Source organism: Pseudomonas sp. MTM4 (genome assembly GCF_019355055.1).
GTDB lineage: Bacteria > Pseudomonadota > Gammaproteobacteria > Pseudomonadales > Pseudomonadaceae > Stutzerimonas.
Genome location: NZ_CP048411.1, coordinates 4,657,154 through 4,673,787, shown reverse-complemented (window position 1 = coordinate 4,673,787; position 16,634 = coordinate 4,657,154). Strand labels below are relative to the sequence as shown.

Below are 16,634 nucleotides of genomic sequence, written 5' to 3'. Positions count from 1 at the left end.
CTTATGCCGCTTTTTTTAGATCGACGACCACGGCAGTAGCCGCCAGCCAGGCGATGATCAGCGTCACGAAATACAGCAAATCACGCAGATCGATCACGCCCTTGCTGAGCGAGTCGAAACGAATCAGGAAACTCAGCGAAGCCACTGCATCCACCAGCCACTGCGGTGCCCAGGCGAAAGCGTCGAGCACCATCGGCAAGCCGCTGACGATGAACAGAAAGCACACGCTGACTGCCAGGATGAAGGCGATCACCTGGTTCTTCGCCAGTGCCGACATGCACGAACCTATCGCAAGGAAGGCACCCGCCAGCAACCAGCTGCCGAAGTAACCGGCGGCAATCGCGCCGTTATCCGGCTCGCCGAGATAGTTGACGGTAATGACCATCGGAAAGGTCAGCAGCAGCGCCATGCCGGCAAACACCCAGGCGGCGAGAAACTTGCCGGTGACTGCCTCGAACAAGCTGATCGGTAGCGTCATCAACAGTTCGATGGAGCCGGATTTACGCTCCTCCGCCCATAAGCGCATCGCGATGGCGGGGATAAGGAACAGGTACAGCCAGGTATGGAAGCCGAAGAATGGCACCAGATCCGCCTGGCCCCGTTCGTAGAAGCCACCCAGATAAAAGGTGAACACCCCGGACAGTACCAGGAAAATCAGAATGAACACATAGGCGAGCGGCGTGGCGAAATAGCTGCCCAGCTCGCGCTTGAAGATCACCGGCAACTGGCTCATAGCGCCTCCCCGCGGGTCAATGTACGGAACACCTCGTCCAGCCGACCACGCTCCACGTTCAGCTCCTTCACCGGCCAACCCTGCTGGCCGATCAACGCATTGATCTGCGGGAAGATCACCTCGCCCGGCTTGGCCAGCACCGTGACGCTGTGTTCCGGCTCGTTGTGCTCGACCCCCGCCACGCCCGGCATGGCTGCCAATGCAATCTCATCCAGCGGACCGTCGCTGACCAGCGTCACCGCCTGGTGATATTTCGAACGGCTCTCCAGCTCGAGTGGTGTGCCATCGGCCACCAAGCGACCGCTGGCGATCACCACCGCGCGGGTACATACCGCGGTGACCTCTTCAAGGATATGGGTCGAAATGATCACGATCTTGTCCTGCGCCAGCCCCTGAATCAGCTCGCGCACCTGATGCTTCTGGTTCGGGTCAAGGCCATCGGTGGGCTCGTCGAGGATCAGCACGCGCGGATCATGCAGAATCGCCTGCGCCAGCCCGACGCGCCGCTTGAAGCCCTTGGACAGCGTCTCGATCGTCTGGCCGAGCACCGCCTCCAATTCGACCTGCCCCGCCGCGGTATCGACCCGTACGCGCTTGTCCGCGCCGCGATAGCCGCGCACCTCAGCGATGAATTCAAGAAAGCCGCGTACCGTCATGTCGCCATAACAAGGCGCGCCTTCCGGCAGATAACCGATCTGCCGCTGGGCCTGCAACGTCTGGGTCTGGATGTCGCAACCGAAAATGCTGGCCGTACCGGAAGTCGGCGCGAGAAAGCCGGTCAGCATCTTCATGGTAGTGGACTTTCCGGCGCCATTGGGGCCGAGAAAACCCAGCACCTCACCAGGCTGGACGCTGAACGACAGCGCATCGACCGCCGTGTGCTGGGCAAATCGTTTGGTCAGATTCTTTAACTCGATCATTGGCCTCTCATCCATGGATCAAGGCCGGCGCCACGCATGCACCACGCAACCGGCCTGCAAAAATGCCGGCGGAACTATATGAAGATGGACGCGGCGAATGCAACGGACAAAGCGGTTGGGAGATTTACCGGAGATTGCATCGTTCGCTTCGCCCACTAGACCTTCGCAAAGCTACGCTTCTGCTCGCTTCTTAATCATTAAACATCATGGCTATTTCTGTACCTGAGGAAATTCGGCACAGCTGTCGCAGGCACTCGATATCGTCCAGTGTCATCTGGCATCGACGCTACTGGCAGTGCACTTTTTTTACGGTTCCGCGCTGAATCGTTAAATTGCTCGATGCCGGCACTAAGAATGTCTAACAATTCATCAAGCGTTAGATACACCTATGAAATTCCGGTGATAAGCAAATCAAGAGCAGCAATGATTTCATCGCGTTGCGCGGAGAGTTCCGCAACTTGGGTGCCAAGTTGCTTCTTGGTGATACTGGGCAGTTGCGGAGTTACCATCACGTACTGCCTGCCTTCAATTTCAAAGGTTGGCGTGAGGGTCGTGAGGGTTTTCCCTTTCATGGCAAAAGCCGTGTAGAGAGGCACCACAACTCGCGTACCCAGCTCGGCGATCAAATCGCTTTGCACATGGGTACGGCAGCTTTGGTGGCTGAGTTTGTGTTCTTGTAAACGGTAAACTCAGCATCAGAAGCTCCTCAGCTCATCGCTGAACACACCCTGGGCTTCCACGTATTCGTTATAGGCATCGATGGCTTTGCTGTTCTCTGCCAGCCATTGCTCACGCTGTTTGTTCTTCAGGGCCTCGACCAGAGCCTGTTCCAATGTCGCGGAGAGGTTGATATTCAAGTCTCTGGCTTTATGGAGTAAGTCACCGTTAACGCCGAGGTTAACAGCCCGCTTGGGGGCATGAGGGTCATAAGCTGCGAGCATGGTCCTCACTCCTTTGCTATGCATGCGCAGATGTTATGCGCGTCCCGGCGTTCCATCAAAGGCGCATCCGACAACAGACGCAACCGTTCGCTTCGCTCACTGGGAGGGGCAAAAGCCGCCCCTTTCGGCGACCCGTCTCAGCTCTTGCCCTCCACATGCCGACCGAAGTTATCCAGAATGGCCTGCCAACCCTGGCGCTGGAGCTCGGGTGGGTTTTCGGTCTCCGCGTCGAAGCTGACGGTCACGAGAACGCCGTCGGGGCGCTCGGCAAACTCGATCTCGGCCTCACGGCCATCGCCCATTCGGTATTCGATGAGCTTCTTCGGTACGACGCGGGCGTAGGTGCCTTCGAAGTCGAACCCCAGGCTGCCGTCCTTCGCTTCCATGCGCGACATGAACGTGCCGCCTTCGCGCAGATCGACGGTGCTCCTGGTCGTGTGCCAGTCATCCTGAGCCGCATTCCATTGCTTGATGTCTGCGGGATTGTTGTAGGCATCCCAGACTTTTCCGAGATCGGCCTTTACGTGAGTCTCTACGGTGATTTTCACGGTGGTCTCCTTTGGATTGCAGTTGCCCTGTCCTTAGTCGAACGGGGAAGTGGAAATTCGACACGGTAGTTGTTACGGCGGATATGCAATCCTCGAAAACGGTAGCGAACGGCAGGTGACCTGCCCGCTTCTCATTCCGCACGTTAAGGAATCATCGATGGCATTCGTGGCAAGCCTTATCGCAACACTGTTTCTGGCGGGTTATTTGCGTGGGCGCCGTGTTAAAGCACTGGTGGCCATTGCCGGCGCCGGCCTGGTTTTGCCGGTGTTGGTGGCGTTCACATCCTTTGTTTATCCGGCGGACCCGGAAGCACGCATGTGGGCAGCGATTGCCATTCCTGTCTCATACCTGTGGGGGTTGGCCGCCGCGGGTCTGGGCTATGGTGTAGCGGTGCTGGCGCTGAAAGGCCGGCGCGATATCTGATACCCCGAGGCGTGTACCCGACCTGAGCCTGCAAAAGGAGTCCCCATGCGCAGAGATGAAATCAAGGCGATATTCGATCAACAGGCTTCGAGCTATGACGAGCGCTGGGCCAAGACGGCGTCTATTCGCGAGGCCTTGCACTTCCTCCTCGAAGCGGTGTTTGCCGAGCTTCCGACCAATGCACGGCTGCTGTGTATCGGTGCGGGTACGGGTGAGGAGATCGCCTATCTCGCACAGCGCTTTCCGCAGTGGACCTTCACGGCGGTGGAGCCGTCCGCTGCCATGCTGGAAGTGTGCCGCGACAAGGCAATGAAGGGAGGCTTTGCATCGCGCTGCGAGTTTCACGAGGGTTATCTGGAATCACTGCCAGGGCAGGCGCCGTTCGATGCAGCGACCTGCTTTCTGGTTTCCCAGTTCATTCTGGAGCCGGAGGCTCGCACCGCGTTTTTCCGGGCCATCGCGACGAGGCTTGGTCCGGGGGCGATATTGGCGAGTTCCGATCTGGCGGCGGATGTGGATTCGACCGCGTACGACGCCCTCCTCCATACCTGGATGAACATGATGCGGGTGGCGGATATCCCTGCCGCGGGCGTCGAGCAGATGCGTGCGGCCTATGCCAAGGACGTTGCGATTCTTCCTGCCGAGCGAATAGCTGCCATCATCGAGGCCGGCGGCTTCGATGAGCCCGTTCCCTTCTACCAGGCCGGGTTGATCCATGCCTGGTTCGCTAAGCGCGTATCAGGCGAGGCGTCATGAGCCGATCATGGGTCCTGCCCTTCCTGATCGCAGCGCTTGCAGGCGCGGCTATCTGGGCGTTGTCGCCCTTGCTCACCGGCCGGGCTGAACCCTGGGACGCAGGCCTGTACTACAGCGGCGCGCTGTTGGCAGCGGGGTTGCTCTCGGGTATCACCGCGCCGAAGCCGCTCTGGGCGCACTATCTGGGTGGCATAGCCGGACAGGCGCTGTACCTGTTGCTGTTCTTGCCGTCCAGCCCCTTGATGGCGGTAGGCCTGGTGTTCCTGTTGGTGTGGTCACTGCTGTTGCTGGTCGGTGCCTATGCCGGTGCCCGCGTTCGGATGCGCTGAAGGCATCCGCCCTCGCCGCTGTTCATCCGAAGCTCGCATAGTCAACACGTACTGCGCGAAGCTGAACTAGTGTTTCAAGACCGACAACACGACCGCGCACAACGGAGGACCAGTGATGACCCCAGCCGATCTGGCCAGCATCTACCGACAGTACATCGCCTGTCTGAATGCCAGGGACTGGCCGAACCTTGGGCGCTTCGTGCATGACGAGGTGAGTCATAACGGCAAGCGGATCGGCCTGGCCGGCTATCGCCAAATGCTGGAAAACGACTACGCCACCATTCCCGACCTGCGCTTCAACATCGAATTGCTGGTTGCCGAGCCGCCTTATATCGCGAGCCGGCTGCAATTCGACTGCTCGCCAAAAGCCCGGTTTCTGGAGCTGGATGTCGACGGGCGGAAGGTTTCGTTCGCGGAGAACGTCTTCTATGCGTTCAAGGACGGGCAGATCGTCGAGGTCCGCTCCGTCATCGACAAGGCCGCCATCGAGGCGCAGCTGTCGACTCGGTCCGAAGGCACTTGACCCTTCGCCGGCACACCTCGGCTCGAGCCGGCAGGCAGGTATACCTACGGTGGAAAATGCTTCGCGGTTTTCCACCCTACGCACACCGAGCATCAGAGTTTTTGCCCGCCACCTTCGCTTACGGCACACTTGCGCCCTTCGAGGGCACAGCCCTATTTGAAGTCGAATCCGCCGTATGACCCGCTCTCCGATCCGCCGTCTTATTTTCTCCCTCGTGCGCCGTGTGCTGTATTTCTGGGTGCGCTCGGAAACCATCAACCAGTCAGCTTTCAACCTCAAGCTGGACCGCAGCAGGCCGGTGTTTTATGTGCTGCAACGCGCCTCGCTGAGCGATCTGGCGGTGCTCGATCAAGAGTGCGGCAAGGCCGGTTTGCCACGTCCGGTGGCGGAGGTCGCCGTGGGTAGCCATATCGAGCCAGCGGCGTTCATTTTTCTCAATCCCGCCGCAAGCTGGTTCGGCCGACGCACGCGAATCGTGCCGCCCGCGCCCTTGGTACGACTGGTCGGCGCGCTCGAACAGAACGCGGTAGATAACGCTCAGATCGTTCCGGTGAGTGTGTTCTGGGGCCAGTCCCCGGATCGCGAAACCAGCCCCTGGAAGCTGCTGTTCGCCGACAGCTGGGCGGTGACCGGCCGACTGCGCAAGCTGCTGAGTATCCTGATACTCGGGCGCAAGACGCGTGTGCAGTTCTCCACGCCGATCCAGCTCGACGAGTTGGTGGCGATGAACAAGGGTCACGAACGTACGCTGCGCATGGTTCATCGCATGCTACGGGTGCACTTCCGGCAGCAGAAGACCTCAGTGATCGGTCCAGACCTTTCGCACCGGCGCAATCTGGTCAAAGGGCTGGTACACGCGCCGGCGGTGCGTCAGGCGATCCGCGACGAAGCCGAGCGCGAGAATATTTCCGTGGAGAAGGCCGAGGCCAAAGCGCTGCGCTACGGCAACGAGATCGCCTCGGACTATGCCTATACGGCGGTGCGCTTTCTCGAGGTGGTGCTGTCCTGGTTCTGGAACAAGATCTACGACGGCATCCGGGTCAATCACATCGAGCCGCTGCAGGAGGCGGTGCGCGGGCATGAGGTGATCTACGTGCCGTGCCACCGCAGCCATATCGACTATCTGCTGCTGTCCTATCTGCTGTTCCGCAACGGCCTGACGCCGCCGCACATCGCCGCCGGCATCAACCTCAACATGCCGGTGATCGGCAGCCTGCTGCGCCGTGGCGGGGCCTTCTTCATGCGCCGCTCGTTCAAGGGCAACCCGCTGTACACCTCGGTGTTCAATGAATACCTGCACACGCTGTTCAGCCGCGGCTTCCCGGTGGAGTACTTCGTCGAAGGCGGCCGCTCGCGCACCGGGCGCATGCTGCAGCCCAAGACCGGCATGCTGGCGATCACCCTGCGCAGCTACCTGCGCTCGCCGCGGCTGCCGATTCTCTTCGTGCCGGTCTACATCGGCTACGAGCGCGTGCTGGAAGGCCGCACCTACCTGGGCGAATTGCGCGGCGCGCAGAAGAAGAAGGAGTCGATTTTCGATATCTTCAAGGTCATCGGCGCGCTCAAGCAGCGCTTCGGCCAAGTCTGGGTAAATTTCGGCGAACCGCTCAAGCTCAACGCATTCTTGGACAAGGAGCAGCCCGGCTGGCGCCAGCAAAACCTGGCGCCGGATTACCGCCCGGAATGGCTCAGCGGCACGACCAATCGCCTCGCCGAGCGCATCGCCCAGCGACTCAACGAAGCGGCGGCGGTCAATCCGGTCAATCTGGTGGCGCTGGCAATGCTGTCCACCAGCCGTCAGGCGCTGGATCAGCGTTCGTTGGCGCGCATCCTCGATCTCTATCAGCGCCTGTTGCGCGCAGTGCCCTATTCGCCTCATACAACGCTACCGGACGGCAATGGCGAGGTACTGATCGACTATGTGAAGGACCTTGGCCTGCTTGCCGAACAGAAGGACGCGCTGGGCAATATCCTCTATCTCGACGAGCAGAACGCCGTCCTGATGACCTATTACCGTAACAACGTAATGCACATCTTCGCCCTGCCGGCGCTACTGGCGAGCTTCTTCCAGAGCAGTTCGCGGATCAGCCGCGCGCAGATCCTGCGCTTTACCCAGGCGTTGTATCCGTACCTGCGCGCGGAGCTGTTCATACGCTGGGAGCCGGAAGAGCTGGAGGCAGTGGTCGACCACTGGCTGGCGGCCTTCGTCGACCAGGGCCTGCTCAAGCTCGATGGCGAAACCTATGTGCGCCCGGCACCGAGTTCGCGTCAGTTCGTGCTGCTGACGCTACTGGCGCGGGTCATCGTGCAGACATTACAGCGCTTCTATATGGCAATTTCCCTGCTGCTCAACAGCGGTCAACACAGCCTCACCGCCGAAGAGTTGGAAACGCTCTGCACGGTGATGGCCCAGCGCCTGTCGATCCTGCATGGCCTGAACGCACCGGAATTCTTCGACAAGAGCCTGTTTCGCCATTTCATCAAGAGTCTTCAGGAGCAGGACGTGCTGCGACTGGACGCGGCCGGCAAACTCGCTTACCACGACAAACTCGGCGAGTTGGCCGAAGGCGTGGCCAAACGCGTGCTGCCCGCCGAGATTCGTCTTTCGATCCGTCAGGTGGCTCTGGAGCGGCATGAGGAAGACGTTGCGATCGATCAGCAGGGCTAAAAGCACCTCGCGTCGGAACCCGGCAGATGGCAACCAGCACGGTCGAAGATCGACGCAGATGACAAAAACTGTACATCCATACAGATAAAGATTGCCTGAAGTCGCTCCGCTGCTCATGCTATCTCCATAGTGGAAATGGATAGATGACGGCGATGCGGCTGTTTCTCTGCGAAAAACCCTCCCAGGCCAAGGACATCGCCAAGGTCCTCGGCGCCAATCGACGTGGCGACGGCTGCTGGTTCGGCCCCGGCCTGACGGTGACTTGGTGCATCGGCCATCTGCTGGAAACCGCCCCGCCGGATGCATACGACGCCCGCTACAAGCGCTGGGTGCTGGGCGATCTGCCGATCATTCCCGAGCGCTGGAAGATGCAGGTCAAGCCGAAAACTGCCAGCCAGTTCAAGGCGGTCAAGCGTCTGCTGGGTGAAGCCAAAGAACTGGTGATCGCCACCGACGCGGACCGCGAAGGCGAGATGATCGCCCGCGAGCTGGTGGAACACTGCCGTTATCGCGGCCCCATCCAGCGGCTCTGGCTGTCGGCGCTAGACGACGCCTCGATCCGCAAGGCGCTGGCCGCGCTCAAGCCCGGCTCCCAGACCTTCAGCCTCTACCACTCGGCACTGGGCCGCTCGCGCGCCGACTGGCTGATCGGGATGAACATGAGCCGGCTGTTCACCCTGCTCGGGCGTCAGTCCGGCTACCAAGGCGTGCTGCCGGTGGGCCGGGTGCAGACGCCGACGCTGCGCCTGGTGGTGGATCGCGACCGCAGCATCGCCGAATTCGTGCCGGTGCCCTACTGGGCCATCGAGGTCCAGTTGCAGGCCGACGGCATGCCCTTCACCGCGCAATGGCGCGCAGCCGAGGATCGCTGCGATGACCAGGGGCGCTGCCTCGAACCGGAACATGCGCGCCAGGCAGCCGCCGCCATCGACAGTTCCGCCCAGGCACAGGTGCTGAAGTTGCGCACCGAACGCATGCGCGAGGCACCGCCGCTGCCCTTCGACCTCGGCACCCTGCAGGAAATCTGCTCGAAGAAACTCGGCCTCGGCGCCCAGGAAACCCTGGATATCGCGCAGGCACTCTACGAGACGCACAAGCTGATCACCTATCCGCGCAGCGATTGCGGCTACCTGCCGCTGAGCCAGCACAGCGAGGCGCCGGCGATCATCGCCGCCCTTGGCCGCAGCGACCCGGCGTTGTCCGAATTGCTCACACATGTGCAGCCGCAACGCCGCTCGCGCGCCTGGAACGACGCCAAGGTCAGTGCCCACCACGGCATCATCCCCACCGCCGCTACCGATCTGTCACGCCTGATGGGCAAGCAACGCTCGGTCTATACGCTGATTCGCGCCCGCTACCTGGCGCAATTCCTGCCGAATCACGAATACGACCGCACCCAGGCGGATTTCGACTGCGCCGAGCAGGCGCTGCGGGCGGTGGGCAAGGTGATCGTCGAACTCGGCTGGCGCCGCGCGCTGCCCGAGGCGCTGACGCCCGCCAAGGGCCGCGAGCCGGCACCTGCTCAGGCACTGCCGGCGTTGAGCGAAGGCCAGCACTGCAACGTCATGAGCGTAAACCTCAAGGACCTCTGGACCCAGCCGCCCAAACCCTTCACCGAAGGCGACCTGATCAAGGCGATGAAGAATGTCGCCAAGCTGGTGGACGACCCACGCCTGAAGCAGAAGCTCAAGGACACTACCGGCATCGGCACCGAAGCGACGCGGGCGGGCATCATTCAAGGTCTGCTGGACCGCGGCTATCTGACCAAGCAAGGCAAAGCGCTGTCAGCCAGCCCGGCGGCCTTCAGCCTGATTGACGCTGTGCCACGCGCCATTGCCGACCCTGGCACCACGGCGATCTGGGAACAGGCGCTGGACATGGTGCAGAGCGGCGAGATGAGTCTGGAGGAATTCGTAGCCAAGCAGTCGGCGTGGATGCGCAAGCAGGTGGAACGCTGCCGCGAGCTGCGCCTGACCATCAGCGGCCCGGCGAACCCGCCCGGCAAAGGCGCGACCTGGAAGAAGAAGCGCAAGGCGGCGCCGCGCAAGGCCAGCGCCGGCAAGCGGGCGACGCGTGGAAGTACCCATCCCGCCTGAGCCTTGCTTGTTAACGTGGGTGTTTGTTTTTCGCTGGGCAGGCAGGCTCACGCCTGCATTCGCCGCGAAGGCGCGCCTCCCACAAAAAGCGGCGCGGTGTGAGGTTTCGCTTTTGTGGGAGTGCCGCCCTCGGCACGAAGCTTCTGGCTTGAGCTGGCGGACTACCGCCGCTCATACGCCTCACGCCAGTCCCGGTGCCGCTCGTCCTGCCAGACGCGTTCATGCAGGCGCGCCATACCTTCGGGATCGTTGAGCAGTCGCCAGCGTGTCGCCTCGGCAGCACCCTTGGGTCCGGCGGCGAGAATTTCACCCAGGCGCTGTTCGCGCAGGGTTTCCGCGGCCGGCACCACCTTGGCGTGCCGCGCACGCGCCATGGCGCAGACCAGTGCGTTATACGAAGGATCCACCGTGGCGGCGATGAACCCCTGCTGCAGCGCATTAGCCTGGTTCTGCTGGTTGTAACGGTCCGTGGCGGCCAGTTCGGCGGGCGGGTTGAATTCCTCTGGGATCAGGAACAATTTGCGCCGGAACGCCGCCAGGCCGGGCCCGGTACGGCTGGTAAGCACCGAGACCGGTGCCGATAGGATTAGCGACACCACGATAGGTGCCAGCCACCAGAGGAATGCCGGATCGAGCCAGGCCACCAGCGCCGCCCAGAGCACGCCCAGCAACATCTGCGAACCATGCCGGCGCAGCGCTTCGCCCCAGGGCGTGGCGTTGTCGGCGCGTTGCGGCGACTTCCACTGCACCGACCAACCAAGGAACGCCGCCGTGACGAACACGGTGTGGAACAGCATGCGCACCGGCGCCAGCAGCATCGAGAACAGGGTTTCAAGGATCATCGACAGCAACAGACGGATTCCTCCGCCATATTCCTTCGAACCCTGAATCCAGATCAGCACTACGCTGAGCAGCTTGGGCAGGAACAGCAGCGTCAGCGTCGCGGAGAACAGCGCAATCGCCTCCCGCGGATGCCACTGCGGCCACAGCGGATACAGCTGGTTGGGCTGCAGGAAATACTCCGGAACCATCAGCGTATGGATCGCCAGCAGCCCGGTGGAGAGCGCCAGGAAAGTGAACCACAGCGGCGCCGACAGATAGGACATCACCCCGGTGAGAAACACGAAGCGGTGCACCGTATGCATGCCCTTGACCAAGAACAGGCGGAAGTTCATCAGGTTACCGTGGCACCAGCGGCGGTCGCGCTTGAGTTCGTCGAGCAGGTTCGGCGGCAACTCTTCGTAGCTGCCGGGCAGGTCGTAGGCGATCCACACGCCCCAGCCGGCGCGGCGCATCAGGGCCGCCTCGACGAAATCGTGGGAGAGGATGTCGCCGGCGAAGGAACCCTTGCCCGGCAGCGGCGCCAGCGCGCAGTGCTCGATAAAGGGTTTGACCCGGATGATCGCGTTATGGCCCCAGTAGTGCGACTCGCCCAGCTGCCAGAAATTCAGCCCCGCGGTGAACAGCGGCCCATAGACCCGCGTGGCGAACTGCTGCATGCGCGCGTAGAGCGTATCCATGCCGGAGGCTTTCGGCCCGGTCTGGATGATGCCGGCGCCAGGGTTGACCTCCATCAGCCGCACTAACGACGTCAGGCAGCCGCCGCTCATCACGCTGTCGGCGTCCAGCACCACCATGTAGCGGTAACTGCTGCCCCAGCGCCGGCAGAAGTCATCGATGTTGCCGCTCTTGCGCTTCACTCGGCGGCGACGGCGGCGATAGAAGATATGGCCGAAACCGTCGACCTCGCGGCACAGCTCCAGCCAGGCCTTCTGCTCGGCCACGCAGGTGTCGGGGTCGTTGCTGTCGCTGAGCACGAAGATGTCGAAGTGCTCGATCTCACCCGTGGCCAGCAGCGATTCGTAGGTCGCTCGCAGTCCGGCGAACACCCGCGGCACGTCCTCGTTGGCGATGGGCATTACCAGTGCCGTGCGCGCCTCGGCCGGAATCGGTTCGTTGCCCGTGCTGGTGGCGGAAATGTTGTAGCGGTCGCGTCCCTTGAGCAATTGGAAGAAGCCCATCAACGCCGTCCAGAAGCCCACCGACACCCAGCAGAACAGCAGCGCGAACAGCAGCAGGATGCTGGTCTGTACCACGTAAGGAAGGATTTGCCGCGCCGACTCCTGCCAGGGCTGTAGAAACACCTCCTGCAGACTGACCAGCGCCCAGCCTTGATAAGGCAACACGGCTTTCATGTGCCAGGTGGCGATGGCCGTCTGCGCCAGCATCAGGATCAGCAGCGCGGCACGCCGGTAAGCGGCAACCCGGCGCCAGCCCGACCTGTCGATGGGCTGCGGCGCGTCGGGCTGCTCCACCGTGCGGTTCTTCTTGAACAGCAGGCGCCACCAGCTCAGGCGCAGCACGCTGGTATGCCAGGGCTCCGGCACCATCCGCGTGCGCACGATCGGCGGCGTCGACTGGATGCAGGTGCGGCCCTGATGATCCGCGGTCAGCACCCCGCCACGTTCGAAAAGATCACCCCAGGCAAGCTTCAGCCGCGCCGCAGCCGAGCCGAGCGGATCGCTCGGCGATTCATTCCCGTCCGACGTGCCCTGTGCCAATGCCCGATGCACATCGGCCAGCTCGCCTCCTTGTCGATCCACCTGCTCGCCCAGCGCCTGGCGTTGCTCGGCATCGAGGGGAAGCTCGGCGAGATAACGCTGGGCGAGCGATTGTTGCGCGTGTTCAGTCATGGACGGGTATCTGATAGCTCCAGGTTTCGGACAGCGTGGTCTCGCCATCCACCAGCGCCGCGCGCAATTCCACCGGACGCGCCGGGTCCTTGACCCGCAGCCGCAGCGTCAGCCGCCAGCCCTTGGTGACCGGGTTATGGCGCAGGTTGTTCTCCACCAGCTCGACATTGTCATCGACGCTGACCTGGGTGCTGACCGGCGCGTCGGCCGGCAACTCGGCCAGGTTCGGCCCGACGAAGTCGACGATCAATGCGGTGCTGCCATCGGGTTGGCGAATCAGGTTGGACTGCTTCACATCGCCGGCCGACAGGCGCGTCTGCTTGACCCAGGCGAGCTCGGGATCATGCAACTCGGGTTCGTCCATAGTGAAGTGCAGGCGATATCCGATCTCGATCGCTTCGCCCGGCGCTGGCGTCTTTTCCGGCACCCAGAAGGCAACGATGTTGTCGTTGGTTTCATCCGGCGTGGGAATCTCGATCAGTTCGACGTGGCCCTTGCCCCAGTCGCCAACCGGCTCGATCCAGCCGCTGGGCCGCAGTTCGTAGCGATCGTCCAGATCTTCGTAACGACCGAAATCGCGGGTACGCTGCAGCAAGCCGAAGCCTCTCGGGTTCTCCACGTTGTAGCTGCTGATGGCCAGGCGCTTGGGGTTGTTTAGCGGACGCCAGATCCACTCGCCGTTGCCGGCATGGATCGCCAGGCCTTCAGAATCGTGCAACTGTGGCCGGTAGTTGAGCTGCTCGCTGGGCTGATTGGCGCCGAACAGGTACATGCTGGTGAGCGGTGCGATGCCGAGCTTTTCCACCGGCGCACGCAGGAAGACCTTGGACTGCACATCCACGATGCTGTCCTTGCCCGGCGTGACTTCCATGCGGTAGGCACCGGTGGCGCGCGGCGAATCCAGCAAGGCGTAGATCAGCAGGCTGCCGCGGTCGGCCTGTGGTCGCTCGACCCAGAACTCGGTGAAGCGTGGAAATTCCTCGCCACTCGGCAGCGCCGTGTCGATCGCCAGCCCACGTGCCGACAGGCCGTAGACCTGCCCCTTGCCGACCACGCGGAAATAGCTGGCGCCAAGCAGCGTCATCAGCTCGTCCTGCTTGTCCTTCTTGTTCAGCGGATAGAGCACCTTGAAGCCGGCGAAGCCGAGGTTCTGCAGCGCAGCGGGGTCGATGTCTACATTGCCGAACTCGAACATCTCCGGGTCGTAGCGGATTTCACGAACGCGGGTCGCGGTGACCTCATTGATCTTCACCGGTACGTCGAAATGCATGCCCTGATGGTAGAAGAACAGCTCGAAAGGCGTTTCGGCATCGCGCCAGTAGCCCTTGTCTTCACGAAAGCGCAGCTGCTGATAATCGGCGAAGGCCATCTCACGGAATACCGCCGGCAGATTGCTCTTGGCCGGCACGTAGGGCGCCGCTGCCAGCTTCTCGGCCTTGCTAGCGACATCATCGAGGCTGAACGCCCAGCTGCTGCCGACGACAAAAGCCATGCAAAGGCCCAGCAGATTGCCCAGCACCCGGCTTCTGGTGCGAGCCTTCGATCCTTGATTCAAAATGGTAAACACGGTGCCTCCTGAACAGTACGAATTGCGCACAGACCTTTGCCTGCTTGCGTTCCTTGGTCTACTACCCGCACGAATGATTCCCCGCTGATCGAAAACAGCGCCGCTCGTCAGGCCATTTTTGGCCGTTACATTGGCTCTATTGCAATCAACGCAACTCGAACTGCTGCGTCTGTACGCGCTGCGAATCGAGCCCTACCTGCACCTCGAACATCCCCGCTTCAGCCACCTGGCGCAGTTGCGCATCGACGAACTTCAGCTGGTCTTCGCCAACCCTGAAACGCACCTGCTGCTCTTCGCCAGCCTTGAGCCAGACCTTGCGAAACCCCTTCAGCTCCTTGACCGGGCGCACTACCGAGGCGGCCAGGTCATGGATATACAACTGCACGACCGTCGCGCCATCGTGCTTGCCGATGTTCTTCAGCGTCACGCTGACGTCCAGGCTTGCGCCACGTGAAAGCACATCGGTCGACAGGCGCGGCGGCGACAGGCTGAATTGTGTGTAGCTCAGTCCGTAGCCGAAGGGGTACAGCGGGCCGTTCGGCTCATCGAAATATTGCGAGGTGTAATTGCCCGGCTTGCCTTCGACGAAAGGCCGGCCCAGACGCGGATGGTTGTAATAGGTGGGAATCTGTCCCACGGAGCGCGGAAACGAGATCGGCAGCTTGCCCGAGGGGTTGTAGTCGCCGAACAGCACCTCGGCGATGGCGTGCCCGCCTTCGGTGCCGCTGAACCAGGTTTCCAGCATCGCGTCGGCGTTGGCCTGCGCCCAGGAAAGATTCAGCGGGCGGCCATTCATCAGCACCAGCACCAACGGCTTGCCGGTCTGTTTCAAGGCGCGCAGCAAAGCCTGCTGGCTACTCGGCAGCTGCAGGCTGGTGCGGCTGGATGATTCATGGGACATGCCGCGCGACTCGCCCACCACGGCGACGACGACGTCCGCCTGCTCGGCTGCAGCGACCGCCTCGGCGATCATCTCCTCGGCCGAGCGCCGGTCCTGCACGACCTCGGGATTGTCCCAGTTGAGGAAGTTCAGGTACTCGACCATCCGCGGGTCGTCGGTGATGTTGGCGCCACGGGCGTAAATCAGCCGTCCGCGCTCGCCGAGGGCAGCCTGGAGGCCTTGGCGCAGCGTAACCGTCTGCTTTGCCACACCCGCTGCTGACCAGCTGCCGAGCATGTCGATATGCGAATCGGCCAGCGGCCCGACCAAGGCGATGCGCGCCGCCTTGTCGAGTGGTAGGACATTGTTGCGGTTTTCCAGCAGTACCAGCGACTGGCGCGCCACCTCGCGGGCGGCCTCGCGGTGCAGGCGGCTTTCGGCGTTGACCTCGGGCGGATCTTCGCTGGGCTGGCCGATGCGCCGGTACGGGTCGTGGAACAGGCCCAGATCGTATTTTGCGCCCAGCACTTCGCGCACAGCCTGGTCGACGGCCTGTATCGGCACGTCACCCGCCTGCACCAGTTCGGCCAGATGCTCACCGTAGAGCGAGTCCGCCATGCTCATGTCGAGCCCGGCGTCTATTGCCAGCTTCGCCGCCTCGCGCCCATCGGCGGCCACACCATGGCGGAGCAGTTCGGTGATCGCTCCATGGTCGCTGATGGTCACGCCGGAAAAGCCCCAGTCATCACGCAGCAGGTCGCGCAGCAACCAGCGGTTGGCGCTGGCCGGTACGCCGTTGATGGTGTTCAGCGCCACCATCACCGCGCCGGCCCCGGCATCAACGGCCGCACGGTATGGCGGCAGGTAATCCTGGTGCATGCGCAGCGGGCTCATGTCCACCACGTTGTAATCGCGCCCGCCTTCGACCGCACCATAGAGCGCGAAATGCTTGACGCTGGCCATCAGGCTGTCGGGGTTACGCAGAGACTCGCCCTGGTAGGCGCCAACCATGGTGCGGGCGATCTCGGACACCAGATAAGGATCTTCACCGAAGCCTTCCGAGGTCCGCCCCCAGCGTGGGTCACGGGCGATATCGACCATGGGTGCGAAGGTCATGTCGAGCCCGTCGGCGCTGGCCTCGATGGCCGAAATACGCCCCGCCGTAGCGACCGCCTGCATGTCCCAGGTCGAAGCCAGGCCGAGGCCGATGGGGAAAGTAGTGCGATGCCCGTGCACCACGTCGTAGGCGAAGAAGATCGGGATCTGCAAGCGGCTGCGCAGCGCGGCATCCTGCAGGGGACGGTTGTCCAGCCGGGTGACCGAATTGAAGGTGCCGCCGACATTGCCTGCAGCCAGCTCCTCGGCAAGCCGCTCCCGGGGCATGTCCGCACCGATGCTGATCAGACGCAGCTGGCCTACCTTTTCCTGCAGCGTCATCCGCTGCAGCAACTGCTCGATAAACGCCGGTTTGTCGTCCAGCCTGCTTTCGGCCAGAACCGGACAAGCTATGAAGATGGTGAGCAAGCCGAGTAGACACAGCCTTTTCATGAGGGGTT

At 62.3% G+C, this 16,634-nt stretch carries 14 protein-coding genes and 1 pseudogene; 7 read left to right on the top strand and 8 right to left on the bottom strand.

Annotation, left to right across the window (positions count from 1 at the left end; translation table 11 throughout):
- Position 1: 1 nt before the first annotated feature.
- The gene (locus tag GYM54_RS21570; RefSeq protein WP_131648321.1) at positions 2–733 is read right to left on the bottom strand and encodes an ABC transporter permease subunit; all 732 of its coding nucleotides are present in this window, start codon (positions 731–733) and stop codon (positions 2–4) included.
- Positions 730–1,653 (bottom strand): ABC transporter ATP-binding protein, encoded by a 924-nt coding sequence (locus GYM54_RS21565; protein WP_181102537.1) that lies wholly within the window; start codon positions 1,651–1,653, stop codon positions 730–732. Before GYM54_RS21565 ends, GYM54_RS21570 begins: the two co-directional genes overlap by 4 nt.
- Before the next feature lie 241 nt (positions 1,654–1,894).
- Between GYM54_RS21565 and GYM54_RS22190 the strand changes: the two are divergent.
- Positions 1,895–1,978, top strand: a pseudogene (locus GYM54_RS22190) (ANT(3'') family aminoglycoside nucleotidyltransferase); the annotation flags it as partial.
- Between the two features lie 61 nt (positions 1,979–2,039).
- Here GYM54_RS22190 and GYM54_RS21560 read toward each other — a convergent pair.
- The 3 genes from GYM54_RS21560 to GYM54_RS21550 all read right to left on the bottom strand — a co-directional run bounded on the left by GYM54_RS21560 (position 2,040) and on the right by GYM54_RS21550 (position 3,142).
- Positions 2,040–2,291 (bottom strand): CcdB family protein, encoded by a 252-nt coding sequence (locus GYM54_RS21560; protein WP_131648319.1) that lies wholly within the window; start codon positions 2,289–2,291, stop codon positions 2,040–2,042.
- A gap of 57 nt (positions 2,292–2,348) precedes the next feature.
- Positions 2,349–2,594, bottom strand: a complete 246-nt coding sequence (locus GYM54_RS21555; RefSeq protein ID WP_131648318.1) for a type II toxin-antitoxin system CcdA family antitoxin — start codon at positions 2,592–2,594, stop codon at positions 2,349–2,351.
- A 137-nt stretch (positions 2,595–2,731) separates the two neighbouring features.
- Positions 2,732–3,142, bottom strand: a complete 411-nt coding sequence (locus tag GYM54_RS21550; RefSeq protein ID WP_181102539.1) for an SRPBCC family protein — start codon at positions 3,140–3,142, stop codon at positions 2,732–2,734.
- Between the two features lie 157 nt (positions 3,143–3,299).
- Here GYM54_RS21550 and GYM54_RS21545 point away from each other — a divergent pair, with 157 nt between their 5' ends.
- From GYM54_RS21545 to GYM54_RS21520, 6 genes are all read left to right on the top strand, one after another.
- Positions 3,300–3,566 (top strand): hypothetical protein, encoded by a 267-nt coding sequence (locus GYM54_RS21545; RefSeq protein WP_181102541.1) that lies wholly within the window; start codon positions 3,300–3,302, stop codon positions 3,564–3,566.
- Between the two features lie 45 nt (positions 3,567–3,611).
- The gene (locus tag GYM54_RS21540; protein WP_181102542.1) at positions 3,612–4,322 is read left to right on the top strand and encodes a trans-aconitate 2-methyltransferase; all 711 of its coding nucleotides are present in this window, start codon (positions 3,612–3,614) and stop codon (positions 4,320–4,322) included.
- Positions 4,319–4,651 carry a hypothetical protein gene (locus GYM54_RS21535; protein WP_181102544.1) on the top strand — a complete coding sequence of 111 codons (333 nt, stop codon included), beginning with the start codon at positions 4,319–4,321 and terminating at the stop codon, positions 4,649–4,651. Before GYM54_RS21540 ends, GYM54_RS21535 begins: the two co-directional genes overlap by 4 nt.
- A gap of 115 nt (positions 4,652–4,766) precedes the next feature.
- Positions 4,767–5,174, top strand: a complete 408-nt coding sequence (locus GYM54_RS21530) for an ester cyclase (RefSeq protein WP_181102546.1) — start codon at positions 4,767–4,769, stop codon at positions 5,172–5,174.
- Between the two features lie 175 nt (positions 5,175–5,349).
- Entirely contained in the window at positions 5,350–7,842 is a 2,493-nt protein-coding gene (gene plsB / locus GYM54_RS21525) for a glycerol-3-phosphate 1-O-acyltransferase PlsB (protein WP_181102555.1), read from the top strand.
- A gap of 152 nt (positions 7,843–7,994) precedes the next feature.
- Entirely contained in the window at positions 7,995–9,938 is a 1,944-nt protein-coding gene (locus GYM54_RS21520; RefSeq protein ID WP_197444776.1) for a DNA topoisomerase III, read from the top strand.
- Positions 9,939–10,099: 161 nt separating this feature from the next.
- Here GYM54_RS21520 and mdoH read toward each other — a convergent pair whose 3' ends face one another.
- The 3 genes from mdoH to bglX form a co-directional block, all read right to left on the bottom strand.
- Positions 10,100–12,631: a glucans biosynthesis glucosyltransferase MdoH gene (gene mdoH / locus GYM54_RS21515; RefSeq protein WP_181102557.1), complete on the bottom strand. Its 2,532-nt coding sequence runs from the start codon at positions 12,629–12,631 to the stop codon at positions 10,100–10,102.
- The gene (locus GYM54_RS21510; RefSeq protein WP_131648954.1) at positions 12,624–14,123 is read right to left on the bottom strand and encodes a glucan biosynthesis protein G; all 1,500 of its coding nucleotides are present in this window, start codon (positions 14,121–14,123) and stop codon (positions 12,624–12,626) included. The genes mdoH and GYM54_RS21510 overlap by 8 nt, the downstream gene beginning before the upstream one ends.
- Before the next feature lie 220 nt (positions 14,124–14,343).
- Entirely contained in the window at positions 14,344–16,626 is a 2,283-nt protein-coding gene (bglX, locus tag GYM54_RS21505) for a beta-glucosidase BglX (protein WP_181102560.1), read from the bottom strand.
- Positions 16,627–16,634: the final 8 nt, after the last annotated feature.

Bases quoted from the DNA above. Each gene is read 5' to 3' on its own strand.
- GYM54_RS21565 (WP_181102537.1), bottom strand. From the start codon at position 1,653: ATGATCGAGTTAAAGAATCTGACCAAACGATTTGCCCAGCACACGGCG.
- GYM54_RS21535 (WP_181102544.1), top strand. From the start codon at position 4,319: ATGAGCCGATCATGGGTCCTGCCCTTCCTGATCGCAGCGCTTGCAGGC.
- GYM54_RS21555 (WP_131648318.1), bottom strand. From the start codon at position 2,594: ATGCTCGCAGCTTATGACCCTCATGCCCCCAAGCGGGCTGTTAACCTC.
- GYM54_RS21570 (WP_131648321.1), bottom strand. From the start codon at position 733: ATGAGCCAGTTGCCGGTGATCTTCAAGCGCGAGCTGGGCAGCTATTTC.
- GYM54_RS21510 (WP_131648954.1), bottom strand. From the start codon at position 14,123: ATGGCTTTTGTCGTCGGCAGCAGCTGGGCGTTCAGCCTCGATGATGTC.
- GYM54_RS21530 (WP_181102546.1), top strand. From the start codon at position 4,767: ATGACCCCAGCCGATCTGGCCAGCATCTACCGACAGTACATCGCCTGT.
- GYM54_RS21545 (WP_181102541.1), top strand. From the start codon at position 3,300: ATGGCATTCGTGGCAAGCCTTATCGCAACACTGTTTCTGGCGGGTTAT.
- GYM54_RS21520 (WP_197444776.1), top strand. From the start codon at position 7,995: ATGCGGCTGTTTCTCTGCGAAAAACCCTCCCAGGCCAAGGACATCGCC.
- GYM54_RS21540 (WP_181102542.1), top strand. From the start codon at position 3,612: ATGCGCAGAGATGAAATCAAGGCGATATTCGATCAACAGGCTTCGAGC.
- mdoH (WP_181102557.1), bottom strand. From the start codon at position 12,631: ATGACTGAACACGCGCAACAATCGCTCGCCCAGCGTTATCTCGCCGAG.
- bglX (WP_181102560.1), bottom strand. From the start codon at position 16,626: ATGAAAAGGCTGTGTCTACTCGGCTTGCTCACCATCTTCATAGCTTGT.
- plsB (WP_181102555.1), top strand. From the start codon at position 5,350: ATGACCCGCTCTCCGATCCGCCGTCTTATTTTCTCCCTCGTGCGCCGT.